This window comes from Escherichia fergusonii ATCC 35469, assembly GCF_000026225.1.
In the GTDB taxonomy this organism is placed as follows: domain Bacteria; phylum Pseudomonadota; class Gammaproteobacteria; order Enterobacterales; family Enterobacteriaceae; genus Escherichia; species Escherichia fergusonii.
In genome coordinates this window covers 2763308-2778790 of sequence record NC_011740.1, presented here as the reverse complement: position 1 = coordinate 2778790, position 15483 = coordinate 2763308, and the positions used below count along the sequence as shown (strand labels likewise).

18 protein-coding genes are annotated in these 15483 nt (G+C 51.4%); 17 read left to right on the top strand and 1 reads right to left on the bottom strand.

Annotated features, from left to right (window positions below):
* Nucleotides 1-153 precede the first annotated feature (153 nt).
* From EFER_RS13620 to EFER_RS24920, 5 genes are all read left to right on the top strand, one after another.
* Nucleotides 154-1113 (top strand): YbgA family protein, encoded by a 960-nt coding sequence (locus tag EFER_RS13620; RefSeq protein ID WP_000592546.1) that lies wholly within the window; start codon nt 154-156, stop codon nt 1111-1113.
* Nucleotides 1114-1462: 349 nt separating this feature from the next.
* Nucleotides 1463-2194 carry a helix-turn-helix domain-containing protein gene (locus tag EFER_RS13615; RefSeq protein ID WP_001146305.1) on the top strand — a complete coding sequence of 244 codons (732 nt, stop codon included), beginning with the start codon at nt 1463-1465 and terminating at the stop codon, nt 2192-2194.
* 188 nt (nt 2195-2382) lie between these two features.
* A complete protein-coding gene (gene essD / locus EFER_RS13610; protein ID WP_000839582.1) occupies nt 2383-2598 on the top strand; it encodes a phage lysis protein EssD in 216 nt (71 codons plus the stop codon).
* A complete protein-coding gene (rrrD, locus tag EFER_RS13605) occupies nt 2598-3095 on the top strand; it encodes a lysozyme RrrD (protein ID WP_001135259.1) in 498 nt (165 codons plus the stop codon). Before essD ends, rrrD begins: the two co-directional genes overlap by 1 nt.
* The gene (locus EFER_RS24920; protein ID WP_023568604.1) at nt 3092-3553 is read left to right on the top strand and encodes a lysis protein; all 462 of its coding nucleotides are present in this window, start codon (nt 3092-3094) and stop codon (nt 3551-3553) included. The genes rrrD and EFER_RS24920 overlap by 4 nt, the downstream gene beginning before the upstream one ends.
* A 31-nt stretch (nt 3554-3584) precedes the next feature.
* Here EFER_RS24920 and iss read toward each other — a convergent pair whose 3' ends face one another.
* Complete coding sequence (gene iss / locus EFER_RS13595) at nt 3585-3878, bottom strand: increased serum survival lipoprotein Iss (RefSeq protein WP_000738422.1); 294 nt, start codon at nt 3876-3878, stop codon at nt 3585-3587.
* Nucleotides 3879-4470: 592 nt separating this feature from the next.
* Between iss and EFER_RS13585 the strand changes: the two genes are divergently transcribed.
* The 12 genes from EFER_RS13585 to EFER_RS13530 all read left to right on the top strand — a co-directional run bounded on the left by EFER_RS13585 (nt 4471) and on the right by EFER_RS13530 (nt 15462).
* Nucleotides 4471-4977 carry a DUF1441 family protein gene (locus EFER_RS13585; RefSeq protein WP_000368263.1) on the top strand — a complete coding sequence of 169 codons (507 nt, stop codon included), beginning with the start codon at nt 4471-4473 and terminating at the stop codon, nt 4975-4977.
* Between the two features lie 3 nt (nt 4978-4980).
* Complete coding sequence (locus EFER_RS13580) at nt 4981-7098, top strand: phage terminase large subunit family protein (RefSeq protein ID WP_001248153.1); 2118 nt, start codon at nt 4981-4983, stop codon at nt 7096-7098.
* On the top strand, nt 7095-7310 hold the full coding sequence (locus EFER_RS13575; RefSeq protein WP_000167306.1) for a hypothetical protein: 216 nt from the start codon (nt 7095-7097) through the stop codon (nt 7308-7310). The genes EFER_RS13580 and EFER_RS13575 overlap by 4 nt, the downstream gene beginning before the upstream one ends.
* Nucleotides 7311-7318: 8 nt before the next feature.
* Nucleotides 7319-8830 (top strand): phage portal protein, encoded by a 1512-nt coding sequence (locus tag EFER_RS13570; protein ID WP_015953643.1) that lies wholly within the window; start codon nt 7319-7321, stop codon nt 8828-8830.
* Complete coding sequence (locus EFER_RS13565) at nt 8787-10865, top strand: ClpP-like prohead protease/major capsid protein fusion protein (protein ID WP_001186832.1); 2079 nt, start codon at nt 8787-8789, stop codon at nt 10863-10865. The genes EFER_RS13570 and EFER_RS13565 overlap by 44 nt, the downstream gene beginning before the upstream one ends.
* Nucleotides 10866-10936: 71 nt before the next feature.
* On the top strand, nt 10937-11266 hold the full coding sequence (locus EFER_RS13560) for a DUF2190 family protein (RefSeq protein ID WP_000042408.1): 330 nt from the start codon (nt 10937-10939) through the stop codon (nt 11264-11266).
* 23 nt (nt 11267-11289) lie between these two features.
* Nucleotides 11290-11622, top strand: coding sequence for a head-tail joining protein (locus tag EFER_RS13555; protein ID WP_023568602.1), 333 nt, complete (start codon nt 11290-11292; stop codon nt 11620-11622).
* A gap of 1 nt (nt 11623) precedes the next feature.
* Nucleotides 11624-12280, top strand: coding sequence for a hypothetical protein (locus EFER_RS13550; protein ID WP_000090670.1), 657 nt, complete (start codon nt 11624-11626; stop codon nt 12278-12280).
* Between the two features lie 10 nt (nt 12281-12290).
* Nucleotides 12291-12842, top strand: a complete 552-nt coding sequence (locus tag EFER_RS13545) for a hypothetical protein (protein ID WP_000830100.1) — start codon at nt 12291-12293, stop codon at nt 12840-12842.
* Nucleotides 12835-13452, top strand: coding sequence for a phage baseplate assembly protein V (locus EFER_RS13540; RefSeq protein WP_001280447.1), 618 nt, complete (start codon nt 12835-12837; stop codon nt 13450-13452). Before EFER_RS13545 ends, EFER_RS13540 begins: the two co-directional genes overlap by 8 nt.
* 37 nt (nt 13453-13489) lie before the next feature.
* On the top strand, nt 13490-14959 hold the full coding sequence (locus EFER_RS13535; protein WP_000080449.1) for a phage tail sheath family protein: 1470 nt from the start codon (nt 13490-13492) through the stop codon (nt 14957-14959).
* On the top strand, nt 14956-15462 hold the full coding sequence (locus EFER_RS13530; RefSeq protein WP_001280988.1) for a phage major tail tube protein: 507 nt from the start codon (nt 14956-14958) through the stop codon (nt 15460-15462). Before EFER_RS13535 ends, EFER_RS13530 begins: the two co-directional genes overlap by 4 nt.
* Nucleotides 15463-15483 lie beyond the last annotated feature (21 nt).

Here is a 15483-nt window from a genome sequence, read left to right as displayed (position 1 = left end):
AAGATAGATGATTACGACCGATCACTTAAAGAACTTTCATACTATATTAGGAATAGTCCATAACAGAAAAATTGTCAGTGATGACGCCAGAAAGGCAATTTATTCCGTGCACTACACAGTTTATATGTTAATGAATTAGTCAAGGGGGAGAATATGATAAAAAAACCTGTGATTGGAATCAGCGGTTGTTTGGCCGGTTCTGCTGTTCGTTTTGATGGTGGTCACAAAAGAGCTGACTTTTTAATGGACAAATTAGTGGAATGGGTAACATTCAGACCAGTATGTCCAGAAATGGCTATAGGGCTGCCAGTTCCGCGTCCTGCTCTACGTCTTGTGCGCTCGACGCAAGGAAATATACGGATGTGTTTCAGCCACGACCAGAATGAGGATGTGACAGAGAGAATGACAGAGTTTAGTCGTTCTTATATGGACAAATTAAAGGATGTATCGGGGTTTGTGGTTTGTGCTAAATCTCCCAGCTGTGGCATGGAGCGCGTGCGTGTCTATGATGAAAATGGTAATCGAGGTCGTAAAGATGGAGTGGGACTATTTACGAGCACTTTGATGGAAAAGTTTTCCTGGCTACCGGTTGAAGAGGATGGGCGATTACATGATCCAGTGCTTCGTGAGAATTTTGTTGAAAGAGTTTTTGCTTTGCATGAGCTCAATCACCTTTACAAGGAGAAATTATCAAGAAGAGAGTTATTAGCTTTTCATAGTCGTTATAAGCTTCAGTTGTTGGCGCATAGTCAGGCAGGCTATAAAGATATGGGACCATTTGTGGCTGCAATACACGAGTGGGCGGACCTTGAATCATACTTTGAGGTGTATCGTGATAAGCTGATGGCGATTCTCAGAAAACCTGCATCACGTAAAAATCACACGAATGTGCTGATGCATATACAGGGGTATTTTAGTAACTACTTAAGTACACGCCAGCGTAAAGAGTTGAGCGAGGTTATACTTAACTATCGTTCTGGCACATTACCTCTTCTTGCGCCGTTGACTCTGCTGAAGCATTATCTGGGTGAGTATCCTAATGATTACTTGCTTACACAGAATTACTTCGATCCCTATCCGGACGAACTGGCTCTAAGACTGATGGTAAATTAATTGTATGCGATATCATCCAAAAGGATGAGTTCCTGCATGCAGGATATTTACAATCGTAAAAACTACACTATGATACCCAGAGTGTCAGTTTGTATAAAAACTCTGTTTACGCTGAAGAAACCATTGAGATGCAACTTAAAGTTGGTAAACATGCCAGTCAAAATATAATATTATGATTCCACGCAGCTATATATAATATAACAGATTGGTTTAATAATTTGTCTTTGTGAGTTAAATACATAATTTTATACTTGTGATGCAATGAGATTTTCCTTATTGTTGAACTGGCGAATATTGATTTTCCACCTATACTTACCTGGTGTAACCTCAATGATATCAGGTGGATAATATGCCATACATATGTTCTATCATTTTGGTGTTGAACTCGTTTGATGCCCGAATTGGTAAAGAAGATATTTTGTTTAAAAAGGGAAGTGCTGTTCTCATTGATTACAATTTAAAAGATTTTTTTTCATCAAATATAGATCATGTAATGATCGTAGATGTTGAAGAGAAAACAGTTAATGATTTCTTTAAAAGCAACACACTCTCACCTTTTTCTGTAAGAAGGTTTTATCCGGCATACTTGATGGTGGAATGTGAAGATTTTTCATTGTTAAAGAACTTGATTGCATGCTTGAATTGTGATGGCAGAACTGTAGATTTTGTTAGAAATCAAATATCACTTGCATGTCTTGCTATCTTATCTTCAGAGAAAATAGTGCAAAGTTTTTTATTTGGATGTCTTAATAGTTTAGGAAGTAAAGTTAAGGCTATTATTCACACGGATATATCTGCAGCATGGAGACTTTGTGATATATCTTCAAGACTGTATCTGAGTGAAAGTCTGTTAAAAAGAAAATTAAAGCACGAAGGCTTATCATTTAGTAAGTTAATTCTTGAAGAGCGAATGGTGATGGCGGAAAGGTTATTAAGCTACAATTTATATTCTGTTGGAAAAGTTGCTGAGATATGCGGTTATGAAAACACGTCATATTTTGTAAGTGTTTTCAGAAGATATTTTGGTGTTCCTCCCCATCAATATTCATCAAGATTTTTTTTAGAAAAAGACATGATGTAACGTGATGCGTTTTAATGATTTTGTAATTTTCGTATTTGATAATTGTATGATGCTTTCAGCTACGCCAGAATAATCGCTGGCGTTTTTCTTTTTGAATAGATGTTCAAGCCTTACGCTAATGTAACTTCTATACCTTTCCTCTTCGTTCCGAACCGTGTACACCATCCGTTATTTGCGGAGGTGAGGCTATGAAATCCATGGATAAGTTAACAACGGGCATTGCCTACGGCACCTCCGCAGGCAGTGCTGGCTACTGGTTTTTACAGCTGCTCGATAAAGTCACGCCCTCACAGTGGGCAGCAATAGGTGTGCTGGGTAGCTTGGTATTTGGCCTGCTGACGTACCTGACAAACCTTTATTTCAAGATTAAAGAAGATAAGCGCAAGGCTGCGAGAGGTGAATAATGCCTCCATCATTACGAAAAGCTGTTGCTGCTGCTATTGGTGGCGGGGCTATTGCTATAGCATCTGTGTTAATCACTGGCCCAAGTGGTAACGATGGTCTGGAAGGTGTGAGACATAATCCTTACAAAGACATAGTTGGTGTATGGACTGTATGTTACGGACACACCGGAAAAGACATTATGCTCGGTAAAACGTATACCGAAGCAGAATGCAAAGCCCTCCTGAATAAAGACCTTGCCACTGTCGCCAGACAAATTAACCCGTACATCAAAGTCGATATACCGGAAACAACGCGCGGCGCTCTTTACTCGTTCGTCTACAACGTGGGTGCTGGCAATTTCAGAACATCGACGCTTCTTCGCAAAATAAACCAGGGTGATATCAAAGGCGCATGTGATCAGCTACGGCGCTGGACATACGCTGGCGGTAAGCAATGGAAAGGTCTCATGACTCGTCGTGAGATTGAGCGTGAAATCTGTTTGTGGGGTCAGCAATGAACAGAGTAACCGCGATTATCTCCGCTCTGGTTATCTGCATCATCGTCTGCCTGTCATGGGCTGTTAATCATTACCGTGATAACGCAATCGCCTACAAAGAGCAGCGCGATAACAAGGCCAGTGAACTGAAGCTGGCGAACTCGACAATTACTGATATGCAGCTTCGCCAGCGTGATGTTGCTGCGCTCGATGCAAAATACACGAAGGAGTTAGATGATGCGAAATCTGAAAATGATGCTCTGCGTGATGATGTTGCCGCTGGTCGTCGTCGGTTGCGCATCAAAGCAGTCTGTCCGTCCGTGCGTGAATCCACCACCGCCTCCGGCGTGGATAATGCAGCCTCCCCCCGACTGGCAGACACCGCTGAACGGAATTATTTCACCCTCAGAGATAGACTGATAATAATGCAGAAACAACTGGAAGGGACTCAGCAGTATATTAAGGAACAGTGCAGATAAAGTTGCCCATATTGATGGGCAACTCATGCAATTATTGTGAGCAATATACCCGTGCTTCCAGCGGAGTATAAATGCCAAAAGTGATGAAACCGAGCAATCCATTTACGAATGTTTGCTGGGTTTCTGTTTTAACAACATTTTCTGCGCCGCCACAAATTTTGGCTGCATCAACAGTTTTCTCCTGTCCAATTCCCGAAACGAAGAAGTGATGGGTGATGGTTTCCTTTGGTGTTACTGCTGTCGGTTTGTTTCCAACAGTAAACGTCTGTTGAGCACATCCTGTAATAAGCATTGCCAGAGCGGCAGAAAACAACATTTTTTTCATCTTATTATCCTGCATTGTTAAAAACGGCAGAATCCTATGTGACAACAATTAAACGATAGTTAAATGAATTGATGAAAATTAAAACTACACAGGTGGACGCTCAGACTATTGGAGGGAGTTGGGGACATTCAGAATCCTGTGGAATGAAATAAACCGCTCTATCTGTCCTTTACCCTTTTAGCTGCGCTGTATCGTCGCCGTATTCCCGCATTAACAATGACCGTAGCCCGACGGGGAACTCCTCTGCGCGAGTGTGCGGAAATAATCAAAAACGATGCACACCGGGTTTTTACCGCGCTAATTATTCGCGGGTTTGTCCCTCATGCTCGCAAGTTCTGTGTGGGGGGGAAGAAACAGGACATGTATTCTAGTCTGTGCGACCGTGGTCGTTCAGATTTTCATTCGTTTTGCGGAGTAAACCAGAGCGGTTGGCGGGTCCTCCTGGCGATTTGAAACACCGGGGGGCTGCGGACACGCGGAAAACGGCTGGTTTTTTGCATTTTATCGGCATCATCATCTTTTATCTAACCTGTTGATATTTCAGTTGTGAAATTATTCATGATGTCGATTCGCTTAAATATTGTTCACCATCATGGATAACGAACTGAAAAATCTTCGCCTCAATATTAACCAGCTGGCGGCGCTGACTAATCTGCATCGTCAGACCGTCGCAAGTAGACTGAGCAATGTTGAGCCTGCCCCCGGAAGTAACTCCCGCCTCAAGCTGTATTCGGTTCTGGATATTCTCAGGGAATTACTGGGCAGGACTACGACGCCGGAGCTGGTTGCTGTTGACAAAATGACACCGCCGGATCGAAAGGCGTGGTTTCAGTCTGAGCGGGAGCGCCTCAAGTTTCAGCAGGAGACCGGAGAGCTTATCCCGGCCTCAGAAGTCAGCCGGGAGTTTGCCTCAATGGCAAAAGCTGTCGTTCAGGTACTGGAAACGCTACCGGATATTCTCGAGCGTGACTGTGCAATGACACCGTCAGCCGTCGTCAGGGTGCAAAAAGTCATAGATGACCTGCGGGATCAGATTGCCATGAAGGTTGAGCTGGCAGAGTCGCCAGAACAGGAGGACAGTTTGTCACAAGAGGAGTAAGCCATGCGACAGGCCACGGCGGCGGAAGTCAGAAAGAATACCGCCGGGATCATAAAGGCACCGCGTCGGATGCCTGTTGCCGAGGCCGTTCATAAGTACATGCGGGTTCCCGTGGGCGTCGGAAACTCCGTCGAATGGGATCCGCAACTCGCCCCCTATGTCGTGGAGCCGATGAACTGCCTGGCATCACGTGAGTATGATGCTGTTATTTTTGTTGGTCCGGCCCGAACAGGTAAAACAATTGGGCTGATTGACGGCTGGGTGGTGTACAACGTGGTGTGTGACCCGTCGGATATGCTTATCGTCCAGATGACGGAAGAAAAAGCGCGTGAACACTCCAAAAAACGTCTGGCCAGAACATTTCGCGTCAGCCCGGAAGTGGCATGCAGGCTGAGTCCGTCGCGTAACGATAACAACGTTCATGACCGCACGTTTCTTGCCGGAAACTACCTCAAGATTGGCTGGCCCTCCGTCAACATCATGTCATCCTCGGATTTTAAATGCGTTGCACTGACGGATTACGACCGTTTTCCGGAGGATATCGACGGGGAAGGCGATGGTTTTTCGCTGGCCTCAAAACGAACCACCACATTTATGTCGGCGGGCATGACCCTGGTGGAGAGCTCGCCAGGGCGGGAAATCACCAATACCAAATGGCGACGAAAATCACCCCATGAAGCGCCACCCACTACCGGTATTCTGGCTTTATATAATCGCGGTGATCGCCGTCGCTGGTACTGGCCCTGTCCGCACTGTGGTGGGTACTTTCAGCCTGCTATGGAGGCGATGACCGGTTACCGCGATATTGCCGATCCGGTAAAAGCCAGTGAAGCGGCACATATCGTCTGCCCGCACTGTAACGGGGTGATCACAGCTGATAAAAAGCGGGAGCTTAACGGACGTGGCGTCTGGCTCAGGGAAGGTCAGAGCATTGATAAAGCCGGGAATGTATCGGGTGATGCCCGTCGTTCCCGCATCGCGTCCTTCTGGATGGAAGGTCCCGCCGCGGCTTACCAGACCTGGGCACAGCTGGTTTACAAATTACTGACGGCAGAGCAGGACTATGAAACCACAGGCAGTGAAGAAACACTGAAAACGGTGATCAACACTGACTGGGGCTTACCTTATCTGCCACGCGCGGCGACCGAACAGCGCAGGGCTGATGTACTGATGCAGCGGGCGGAGGACTACGGTAAACGTCTGGTACCACCGAAGGTGCGTTTTCTGCTGGCATCGGTGGATGTACAGGGCGGGAAGAAACGTCGTTTTGTGGTGCAGATTATCGGTTACGGTGAGAACGGCGAACGCTGGCTGGTGGATCGCTATAACATTCGTCAGTCCCTGCGCTGTGATGAAAACGGCGAGGCACTGACGATTCATCCGGGCTCTTACCCTGAGGACTGGCAGTTGCTGATCACGGATGTGCTGGAGAAAACATACCCTCTCCAGTCAAATCCTTCCCGCCGTATGCCCGTGCTGGCTATGGCTGTGGACAGTGGGGGTGAGGATGGTGTGACGGATAATGCGTATAAGTTCTGGCGCACATGCCGCCGTGATGGTCTGGGAAAACGGGTATACCTGATAAAAGGTGATAGTACCCGTCGCCAGAAAGTGATCACCCGAACACACCCTGATAATACCGGACGAAGCGATCGCCGGGCTGATGCCCGCGGCGAAGTACCGGTATATCTGTTGCAGACCGATCTGCTCAAAGATCAACTCAGCAATAATCTGGAGCGTGAAACCCCGGGGGCCGGGTATATCCATTTTCCCGACTGGCTCGGTGAGTGGTTTTACGAGGAGCTGACTTATGAGGAGCGGGGCAGCGACGGAAAATGGCGCAAGCCAGGTAAAGGGAACAACGAAGCATTCGACCTGTTCTGCTATGCCCATGCCGTCGCTATTCTGCGTGGTTACGAAAAAATCCGAGACTGGGAGCAGCCGCCTGCCTGGGCGGCATCTCAGGACACAAATCCGGACATTATTGACGGGGAACGCCCCGGGGAGAGGGGAGTGAAAAAAGCGATATCCGCTCGTTCATCTCCGGTTGCCGTCACCGAACAGGCCAGCCCACTGTCTGGCGGCTGGCTGGGGGTCAGTGGTAACGGAGGCTGGCTATGACGAAATCTGAAATCCAGCAGATGCTGGTCACGGTACGCCAGGCGTATCGTGATTCTCTGGACGGGAAAAGCGTGTCTTTTACTGGCGTGAATGGGCGCGCCATTACCAACCATGATCCCGTCGCACTTCGTAAAGAGCTTGAATACTGGGAAAAACGCTGGCAGGCCGTCAACGGTCGCGGCACCAACTTCAAACTCGCTAACTTTCTGTAAGGTCATTCATGGGCATTTTTGACAGGGCACTTGGCGCGATTGCGCCAGGGTGGGCTGTTTCGCGCGCCAGAAACAGAATGCTTCTTCGCGCCTACGAGGCGGCGCACCCCTCCAGAGTGAACAAAACAAAACGTGAGAGTCGGGCGGCAGATACTGCGGTGGGTGTGGCTGGCGTATCTCTGCGTGAGCAGGCACGGGCACTGGATGAAGACCATGACATAGTGATTGGTCTGCTGGATAAGCTGGAAGAACGTGTTATTGGTGCGCAGGGGATCCAGGTGGAGCCGCAACCGCTCAGTCTGGACGGTAAGCTGCATGAAGAATTTGCAGCACAGATATCTGCACTCTGGTCGGAATGGTCGGTGCGTCCGGAGGTGACGGGGGTGTTTACCCGTCCGGAAGCCGAGCGACTGGCGCTGCGTTCAGCACTGCGTGATGGTGAGATGTTCACGCAGCTGGTGCGGGGCCCGGTTGCCGGACTGACGCACGCAACCCGAGTGCCGTTTTCACTGGAACTGCTGGAAGCTGATTTTGTCCCGTTCAGTCTTAACAGCACATCGGGGCAGCAGATCCGCCAGGGCATTATCGTTAACGACTGGGGGCGTCCTGTTGGTTACCGGGTTTACAAATATCACCCGGCCAGTATGACGCGCTTCAGCGCTGAACTGAAAACCATTGCGGCAGAGAACATGCTGCACCTTGCCCAGCGTAAACGCCTTCACCAGTTACGTGGCATAAGTCTGCTTCATGGGGTGATCCGCCGTCTGGGTGACATTAAGGACTACGAAGAGAGCGAACGTGTGGCTGCCCGCATTGCTGCCGCGCTGGGCTTCTACATCAAGCGTGGTGATGCCGCCAGCTTTCCGGCGGATGAAGACTGGAAACCCTCAGGACAAAAGTACCGCCACTTTGATATTGCGCCAGGCATGATTTTCGACGACCTGGCGCCGGGGGAAGATCTGGGCATGGTTGAGTCAAACCGTCCGAACGTCCACCTCCATGAGTTTCGTAACGGGCAACTGCGGGCGGTTGCCGCCGGGAGTCGCGGCAGCTATTCCAGTATTGCCCGTGACTACAACGGCACCTACAGCGCACAACGTCAGGAACTGGTGGAAAGTTACGAAGGTTATAACGTCCTGCAGCAATGGTTTGTGGGGCAGTTCAGCCGTCCGGTGTACCGCGCCTGGCTGGCAATGGCGCTGCTTGATATGGATATCCCGCCTGATATCGACAAAACCACGCTCTTTAACGCGACCTATCTTGGTCCGGTGATGCCGTGGATTGATCCCGTCAAAGAGGCTGCAGCATGGCGGGCCATTCTTCGTGGTGGAGCAGGAACAGAAGCCGAGTGGATCCGTGCCAGAGGGCAGTCACCGCAGGAGGTCAAACGCCAGCGAATGCGTGAAACCGAATTTAACCGACAAAACGGGCTGGTGTTCGATTCTGACGCCGCCAACGATAAAGGAGTGCTCCCTGATGCAGCAAATGATAAGCCCGCCCTGTCGCGGGATGACGATTAATCCCCGCGCCAGCCTTGCGGGTGTCGATGCCGCAAACGGTCAGTGCTGGTACGAAATCCGTGCACAGGCAACCGGACGGGTGGAAATTTTCCTCTATGACGTGATTGGTGGATGGGGCATCACCGCGCAGCAGTTTATCACTGACTGTAAAGATGCGGGGGTGTTTGAGGCCAGCGCCATTGATCTGCATATCCACAGCCCGGGCGGTGATGTGATGCAGGGCTTTGCCATCTTTAACACGCTGTCACGCCTGAAAGCGAAGGTGGATATCTGGGTGGATGGTGTCGCTGCCAGTATGGCATCGATGATCGTCTGCCTTCCCGGAGCCACAGTACATATGCCTGAAAACGCCTGGATTATGGTGCATAAGCCCTGGGGCGGGATCGCCGGTGATTCCGATGATATGCGTGATTATGCCGACTGGCTGGATCGCAACGAGGCGCTGATGCTGTCTGCCTACATGAATAAAACCGGACTGGGGCAGGAGGAGCTGGAGGCCATGCTGAAATCGGAAACCTGGCTCAGCGGCGCTGAAGCTGTGGAAAAGGGCTTTGCAGACTCCCTCGAACCCGAATTACAGGCTGCGGCCTGTGTGAACCAAAATAAACTGAAGGATTATCAGAATATGCCAGAACAGGTTAATGCTCTTTTTGCTCCGCGTGCAGAAACTCAGGTTACCCCACTGCAGGCCAGCCAGCCTCCGGCACCACAGGTATCTCAGGACACACCGCAGCCAGGCGCCGTAGATATTGCCGCGCTGGCCACTCAGCTACAGCAGCAGATGCAGGCTGCCAATGCGGAACGCGTGAACGCCGTCTCTGCCGTGTTCGACGCATTTCCGGCATTCGCCTCGCTGAAAGCGGAATGCCTGAGCGATTTCACCTGCTCGGCTGAAAAAGCCCGTGAACGACTGCTGCAGGCGCTGGCGGCGGGTACCACGCCCTGTGCCGGGCCGGGAGCAGCACACATTTACGCAGGAAACGGCAATCTGGTGGGTGATTCCATCCGTGCAGCAGTGATGGCTCGCGCAGGGTACAGCGAAGCCGAAAAAGACAATGCCTATAACGGCTTTACGCTACGCGAACTGGCGCGTGCCTCACTGGTGGATCGCGGCATCGGAATTTCCGGACATGCCGCACCGATGGCAATGGTGGGGCTGGCATTCACCCACAGTGGCAGTGACTTTGGCAATATCCTGATGGATGTTGCTCACAAAGCGGCACTGCAGGGCTGGGGCAGCGCCAGTGAAACGTTTGACCAGTGGACCCGCAAGGGCACGCTGTCAGATTTTAAAACTGCCCACCGTGTGGGGCTGGAGGCTTTCCCGACCCTGCGACAGGTTCAGCCGGGCGCTGAATATAAGTATGTAACCCTTAAAGATCGCGGTGAGCCCATTGCGCTGGCTACGTATGGCGAACTCTTCAGCATTGATCGCCAGACCATCATTAACGATGACCTGGATATGCTGACCCGTATTCCGATGGCAATGGGAGCAGCAGCGCGTACCACAGTGGGCGATCTTGTCTGGGCCGTACTGACCAGCAACCCGAAAATGTCTGATGGTAAACCGTTGTTCCATGCCGATCACGGCAACCTGGTGACTGCGGATCTGTCCATTGAAGGACTGGATGCAGGGCGTAAAGCCATGTTGCTGCAAAAGTCCGGTAGCCGCCGCCTGAATATTCGTCCGGCCTTTATGCTGACACCTGTTGCCATTGAATCCCGGGCAAGTCAGTTAATTAAATCTTCCAGTGTACCGGGGGCAGATGCCAACAGCGGCATTGTTAACCCGATCCAGAACTTTGCCACCGTTCTGTCAGAAGCCCGTCTGGATGACAGCAGCCCGACCGATTATTACCTGGTGGCGGCACAGGGGCGTGACACGATTGAAGTGGCTTATCTTGACGGTATCGATACTCCGTATCTGGAACAGCAGCAGGGCTTTACCGTTGACGGGGCCGCATTCAAAGTGCGCATTGATGCCGGGGTCGCACCGCTTGACTGGCGTGGCATGGTTAAAGTCAAAAAACAGTAATTCACCGCCGCGTCAGGCGGTTTTTTTTACTCAGGCGGCACCGTCGGGAGCCGCTTATACCGGAGGTAAAAATGTCAAAAAATTATGTTCAGGACGGTACGACCGTTGAATGGGTGAACGATAGCGGTAAAACAGTCTTATCCGGGGAACTGGTCGTTAAAGACAATCTGATCGGGGTGGCGCATGCGGATATTCTGCAGGATGGCTCAGGTGTTTTGCATACCACGGGGATTTTTGCATTACCCAAAGAAGCTGAAGAACTGACACAGGGAAAACGGGTATATCTCAGGTCTGATACTGCCACGCTGACAGCAACAGAATCGGGCAATGCGCTGGTGGGAACCGTATGGGCAGCGGCAGAAACCAGCGATGCTACCGTGTGTGTGCGTCTCGGTTACTGATGGGCAATTTCCATGAACGGCTGATGCGGGCAGAGGCCCGCATAACGCGACTTTTTGCGCAGCCATACCCCGCAGTGTTGTACATCGGTAATGAATGTCGTCAGGTGAATGTGATTTTTGAAACGCCGGATGCTCCGGTCAGTGTTCCGGGTGGCGGAGAAATCAGCAATCACGCCCCGGCATTCAGTGCGATGACGACGGATATTGTCGGACTGTCCAGGCATGATGAGGTGGTGGTGAACAATATTCGCTACCGGGTAACGCATGTCGGTGCGAACGAAGCCGGGCGCACCCGTGTCACGCTGGCGTATGGCGCACCGGGAAACGTTCAGCCACCGATTGAACAATGGAGCTGATATGGCGCGAGGATTCAGACTGCGACGGGATTTACCGATCGATATTGATGTGGATGCTATCTGGCAGATTGCGGACAGTATCGGTGCCACACAAAAACAGTTTCGGGCAGCCTACTCCCGGGCGCTCAGACGAACTGCTGCCACCCTGCGCAAAAAAGCGCTGGCTGATCTGAAAGACGGGCTGGCGCCGCGCAGTATCGGGCTGGTACGCCGCCGTCTGCTCTCTTTTCGCCTCGACAGAGGCTCCCGGCTGGATAATTTCAGGATCTGGTTTGGTCTCAACGCCATTAAGGTTAAAGACCTGAAAGGGCGAATTAACGGGCGGCTACGCCCGCGCCATACCCTGCGGGATAAATCCACGGGGCGTTTTATCAAAGCTCGTCGACAGGTAAAAAATGCCGGGTTTACGCCTAAAGGCAGTCTGCTTTCGACACTGACCTTCGAAAATGGCGAAGTCGCCCGCTCAAAACGAGAGAATCGGCGAACGGTGGTTATTCGTGATCCGCAAACCCGGCGTACCCGGGAAGCTGAGGTGGATATTTATGAACCGATGCTCAATTACATTGAAGATAACGCCTTTGCCGAAGCAATGGACATTTTCATGCACCATTTTGAAACAGATATCCGTGGGCGGGTGAAAGCCAGGATATCTGTATGAGGTCATCACAATGGCTGAACCTTTATCTCTGGCCCGATACCACGATGCGGTTATCAGTGCGCTGAAGCAGATAACGTGGGTAAGTGATGCCGGAGCTTATCCTGAAAAAAATATTCCCCGTTTCACCGGGCTGGTGACGCCTGCCGTGTATTTCACCATTAACAGCTGGGAGCAGAACGGCGGCAATGAGGGGCAACTCAATGTTGAACTCTCGTGCGATCTTTATGTGGTGGTTGATGCCGCGTCTGGTCTCAGTTGTCCGGAAATCTTCCTGCGAACAGCGGCAGCAGATATTACGCAGTGGATTGACGGGCAACAGTTTGGTCTGACTCACATTTCACCCGCCGTATTCACTGCTGCAGAGCGTGACGAATTTGATCCTCGCATGGATGACTACCTGGTGTGGCGGGTGTCGTTTACCCAGGAGGCAGCTTTTGGCGTGGATCCGTTCGCCCGCACCGCTATGCCACTGAGTCAGGTCTGGCTGGGAGTAGCACCGGATACGGGGCGGCAGCATGTGGACGACTATTACCTTATCCTGGAGGCAGGAGCTGATGAGTGACATTACAGGGGATTTGCAACGCAGACTGGCAAATCTGGTACGACGCGGTGTGATTCATTCTGTCCGGCATGATGGTATCCCCAAATGCCGGGTTGATCTGGGCGATATCATCACGACCTGGCTGCCGCTGTGTCAGGGTTTTTCTGGCGCAAACCGGGCTGATTCGAATCCTTATGCCGTCGGTGATGCGGTGACAGTGTTGTCGGAGGCCGGAGAGTTAAACAACGGGCGGGTGTTTCCTGGCTGGAACACCGGGAAATTACCCGTGCCGGAGGGCAGCGACAGCGAACATATTACCCGTTACAGCGACGGCACAGAGATCCGGTATGACCGGGCAGCTCATGCCCTGACGATCACCCTGACCGAAGGAGGCACTTACAAAATCACCGGTAAGGGTACGCTTGATGGTCCGGTTGAAATCACCGATACCCTGACTGTACAGGGGAAAACGCAGATTAACGCCGATACGACGGTGAAGGGTAATATTGGTGCCTCTGCAGAAATTACCGACAAAACCGGCAGTATGAGCGGGATCCGCAACATCTTTAACGAGCACAACCACCCCGGCGACAGTGGCGGGAGTACGGATAAACCTAATCAGAAAATGTGACCTGCTGCGGCAGGTTTTTTTATGGCTGGAGAAAGACATGTCTCAGTTACATGGTGTTGAAACAATTGAACTGACCTCGGGAACTGTGGCGGTGACCACTATCCAGACGGCTATTATCGGTCTGGTGGGCACGGCACCGGAGTCGTCTGCCGGGAGTGCGGCAGCGGTCACCACCGGGACGCCGATTCTGGATAACGTTCTGAACTTCACAGCAAAGGAGAGGGGCCGGGCTGGCAATGTTATCCAGGTGGACGCGGTGGCGGCGGTACCAGATACGGAAAGCCCGCAGGCTGTTAACACATCGGCATCCTGGGATGACGTTACGCACAAACTGACGGTGACACTGGGCTGTGATGAGCAGGGGGTGATCACGGCGCGACCTGCTGATGTGGTCAGTGTGGTCAATGCGCTGGATGGCGTCAAAGTTCAGGCCGAAGGCAGTGGCGAGGGGCTGTTGGCAACGTTCAGTGTAAAGCTGGAAGGGGGCGAAGATGAGCCTTTTCCGTTAAATACGCCTGTGGCTGTGGCGGGCACCGCGCTCATTAATCGTCTGGGAGACAAGGGGACTCTCAAACAGGCGCTGACAGAGATTAATGATCAGCGTAATGCGCTGACAGTGGTGGTGCGGGTGGCTGATGAAACTGACGGGGCAAAAAAACGGGCAGCCATACTGAAAGGGATTGGGCTTCTGTCATCAGCAAAATCCATTACCACGTATCAGCCACGTATTGTGATTGCGCCGGGATTTAGTGAGGACGATGCGGTCGGGAAAGCCCTGGAAACGGTGGCCGGGAAATTACGCGCGGTGGCTTATGTTGACTGTGCTTCCGGTGCAACGTTGCAGGAGGTGGTACAGCGCCGTCAGTCCTATGGTGCCCGTACTGAACTGTTGCGACCGCGTGTTCAGGCTGCCGATGCGGATGGCCAGTTAGTGTATCGCCCTTACTCTGCTTTTGCCGCCGGATTACGTGCCCGTATCGACTACGAAAAGGGCTGGTGGTGGAGCAAATCGAACCAGGACATCAACAATATCCTCGGGGTGGAGCAGATCGACGAATTTATTCTCGGGGATGAAAACTGCGATGCGAACCTGCTCAACATGCAGAACGTATCCACCATTATCCGTCGTGCGGGCTTTAAACACTGGGGAAACCGTCTGTGCGCAACCGATCCGCAGTGGCGTTTTGAATCCGTACGACGTACAGCAGATGTTATCGAGGACAGCATTCAGGAAACCATGCTGGAGTATGTTGACCGTCCGCTGGATCGCGAAAATGCCGATGACATTATCGGCACCATTAATGCCTATATGCGACAACTGGTCGGACTGGGCGCCATCTTCGGCGGTCGGGCCTGGCTGGATGAAGAACTTAATACCGCAGAGAGCATGGCGGCAGGTGTCCTGTATATCAACTATGACTTTGGACCGAAATCGCCGACTGAACTTATCAGTTTGCGCGTCCGGGTGAATAATAACTATGCGCTTGAGGAGATGCTGGCAGCATGAGCGATAAAAATACACTACGTGCCTGGACTTTCTTCCGGCAGGGGATCCGTATTCAGGGGGCGCATGAGTTTACGCCACCATCGCTGACAATCGTGAAAACTGACCTGCGAACTGGTGCCCAGGATGCGCCCACGCCCGTGGATGACGGGATGGAAGCACTGACCTGTCAGGTGAAATTTTACGGTCTGGACACGGATATGCTGGCCAGCTTTGGATTTGTCAGTGGCAGTCGTTCCCGCTTTACGGCCTACCAGGGGTATCTCGGCAACGGTACTGCTCGCGGTACTGTTGAGGAAATTGAAGGGTTTATTCAGGCTGTCACGCCGGATGCGCGGGGTAAGGATAATCTTTCTGAAAATGCTATCACGGTCGATATTGCGGTCAGTTATTACCGACAGACGCTGGATGGTCGTGAACTGTTTGCCATTGATACCGAGCGCTTTTCCCGTCGGGTAAATGGTGTCGATATGTTGTCGGGTCTGGCGGCAAAAGTTCGTCTCTGATTATTCCCGTTCTTTAACTAC

What these genes read in the sequence shown, in the direction of transcription:
- essD (WP_000839582.1), top strand. Translation starts at nt 2,383, where the DNA reads ATGAAATCCATGGATAAGTTAACAACGGGCATTGCCTACGGCACCTCC.
- EFER_RS13620 (WP_000592546.1), top strand. Translation starts at nt 154, where the DNA reads ATGATAAAAAAACCTGTGATTGGAATCAGCGGTTGTTTGGCCGGTTCT.
- EFER_RS13535 (WP_000080449.1), top strand. Translation starts at nt 13,490, where the DNA reads ATGTCTCAGTTACATGGTGTTGAAACAATTGAACTGACCTCGGGAACT.
- rrrD (WP_001135259.1), top strand. Translation starts at nt 2,598, where the DNA reads ATGCCTCCATCATTACGAAAAGCTGTTGCTGCTGCTATTGGTGGCGGG.
- EFER_RS13555 (WP_023568602.1), top strand. Translation starts at nt 11,290, where the DNA reads ATGCGGGCAGAGGCCCGCATAACGCGACTTTTTGCGCAGCCATACCCC.
- EFER_RS13540 (WP_001280447.1), top strand. Translation starts at nt 12,835, where the DNA reads ATGAGTGACATTACAGGGGATTTGCAACGCAGACTGGCAAATCTGGTA.
- EFER_RS13550 (WP_000090670.1), top strand. Translation starts at nt 11,624, where the DNA reads ATGGCGCGAGGATTCAGACTGCGACGGGATTTACCGATCGATATTGAT.
- iss (WP_000738422.1), bottom strand. Translation starts at nt 3,878, where the DNA reads ATGAAAAAAATGTTGTTTTCTGCCGCTCTGGCAATGCTTATTACAGGA.
- EFER_RS13585 (WP_000368263.1), top strand. Translation starts at nt 4,471, where the DNA reads ATGGATAACGAACTGAAAAATCTTCGCCTCAATATTAACCAGCTGGCG.
- EFER_RS13580 (WP_001248153.1), top strand. Translation starts at nt 4,981, where the DNA reads ATGCGACAGGCCACGGCGGCGGAAGTCAGAAAGAATACCGCCGGGATC.
- EFER_RS13565 (WP_001186832.1), top strand. Translation starts at nt 8,787, where the DNA reads ATGCAGCAAATGATAAGCCCGCCCTGTCGCGGGATGACGATTAATCCC.
- EFER_RS13615 (WP_001146305.1), top strand. Translation starts at nt 1,463, where the DNA reads ATGCCATACATATGTTCTATCATTTTGGTGTTGAACTCGTTTGATGCC.
- EFER_RS13545 (WP_000830100.1), top strand. Translation starts at nt 12,291, where the DNA reads ATGGCTGAACCTTTATCTCTGGCCCGATACCACGATGCGGTTATCAGT.
- EFER_RS13530 (WP_001280988.1), top strand. Translation starts at nt 14,956, where the DNA reads ATGAGCGATAAAAATACACTACGTGCCTGGACTTTCTTCCGGCAGGGG.
- EFER_RS13560 (WP_000042408.1), top strand. Translation starts at nt 10,937, where the DNA reads ATGTCAAAAAATTATGTTCAGGACGGTACGACCGTTGAATGGGTGAAC.
- EFER_RS13575 (WP_000167306.1), top strand. Translation starts at nt 7,095, where the DNA reads ATGACGAAATCTGAAATCCAGCAGATGCTGGTCACGGTACGCCAGGCG.
- EFER_RS13570 (WP_015953643.1), top strand. Translation starts at nt 7,319, where the DNA reads ATGGGCATTTTTGACAGGGCACTTGGCGCGATTGCGCCAGGGTGGGCT.
- EFER_RS24920 (WP_023568604.1), top strand. Translation starts at nt 3,092, where the DNA reads ATGAACAGAGTAACCGCGATTATCTCCGCTCTGGTTATCTGCATCATC.